Below are 1,528 nucleotides of genomic sequence, written 5' to 3' on the forward strand. Positions count from 1 at the left end.
CCGGTCTCCCACGCTGTACTGATCGTGCTGTACGTGTGGGCCCGGTGTGCGTCGATTCGTGATGTTCGTTTCGGAATCGCCATCGATCGGCGACGGTCGGACCGGTCGAGCAGAGTGCGTCCCACGCTCCCCTGCCTCTGTGCGAGGCTCAGCGGAAGCGTTCGGCCTCACGTGCGAGTTGCACGAGATCGGCGCACAGGGACTCCACCTCATGGGCCGCCGCACCTTCGGCAACGGCTGTCGCCACGTCCTCGGCGGCACATCGAACCTGGAAAACCCGGTCGACCATGGCGGAGGCTTCCTCCGACGTGAGCACCACCGCATCGGCGGGGATGCTGGTGCCCTTGACCTGGTTGCGCTGCTCGTACGCGCGTTGCCGGCACGATTGGCGGCAGTACCGGCGACGCCGGCCCATCCCCGTCTCGGCCACTTCGCGTCCGCACCACACACAGGCATCCGGTCTGCGGGAGGCGCTGGTCATGGTCGACCACCTTACTGCGCGGCGCCCCGGAGCCCGCCCGGTAAGATGTCGAGGTTGCATCTGCGCGGCGTGCGGGAACCAATCGGGAGGCCGTGGCGTTGTAGATGAGTGTGAACGCTTGGTGCTGGTCCAGGCGTGCTCGCGCGGAGACGAACGAGGAGAGGACACAACCATGGCAGATCGCGTACTTCGAGGGAGTCGACTCGGAGCGGTGAGCTACGAGACCGACCGTGACCACGACCTCGCGCCCCGTCGGATGGCCAAGTACCGGTGCGACAACGGTGAGGTCTTCGACATTCCCTTCGCCGACGATGCCGAGATCCCCGGCACGTGGCTGTGCCGCAACGGCCTCGAGGGAACCCTGGTCGAGGGCACTGCGCCCGAGGCCAAGAAGGTCAAGCCGCCGCGTACCCACTGGGACATGCTGCTCGAACGCCGTTCCAAGGAGGAACTGGAAGAGCTGCTGAAGGAGCGCCTCGACCTGCTGAAGGCGAAGCGCCGCGGAGCCTGACACAGGCCACCGAACCGTACGAACGCCGTCTCGGCTCTGCCGGGGCGGCGTTCGCCGCGTCCGGGGGGTCTGCGCCCCCGGCGTTGGCGGGGACGGGATGTTCGACACGGACAAGCTTCTGTAGGTCACTGGGCTGGTCACCGTCTCGACAGGACTCATCCAAGCACTCCGATCTGCTGAACGCGGGAGCGTTACATTCCGAGCACACCAAGCACCGAGCGTCACGCCCCGAACACGCAGTCGAAGAAACCACGTATGACCGACCTCCCGGGCTTCCATACCGTTTGAGAGGTAGGTCACATGACCGCTCTCAATCTACTATTCGGTACGGCGGAGTCAAGGGTTTGGTCTTCTCTTCGGGCAGATCTCACACCTGGGGTATGAAACCGGCACCCTGAAGCCACAGCGCGTCCGGCGTCCACGACATTCCGGGTGGTCGACCGCTCATTTCCACTACAACCGCTCACATTTCGTGGTATTCCCCCATCATCGCCCAAACCAAACCTCACGGTCGGTTGAGCGGCGGCGAGCTGCGG

2 protein-coding genes are annotated in these 1,528 nt (G+C 65.1%); one reads left to right on the plus strand and one right to left on the minus strand.

What is annotated here, in order from left to right:
• Positions 1-148 precede the first annotated feature (148 nt).
• Positions 149-481 carry a hypothetical protein gene (locus tag CA951_RS14205; RefSeq protein WP_087557436.1) on the minus strand — a complete coding sequence of 111 codons (333 nt, stop codon included), beginning with the start codon at positions 479-481 and terminating at the stop codon, positions 149-151.
• Positions 482-653: 172 nt separating this feature from the next.
• Here CA951_RS14205 and CA951_RS14210 point away from each other — a divergent pair, with 172 nt between their 5' ends.
• Positions 654-992, plus strand: coding sequence for an RNA polymerase-binding protein RbpA (locus tag CA951_RS14210; RefSeq protein WP_005255751.1), 339 nt, complete (start codon positions 654-656; stop codon positions 990-992).
• Positions 993-1,528: the final 536 nt, after the last annotated feature.

This window comes from Rhodococcus sp. NCIMB 12038 (genome assembly GCF_002165735.1).
Classification (GTDB): Bacteria; Actinomycetota; Actinomycetes; order Mycobacteriales; family Mycobacteriaceae; genus Rhodococcus_F.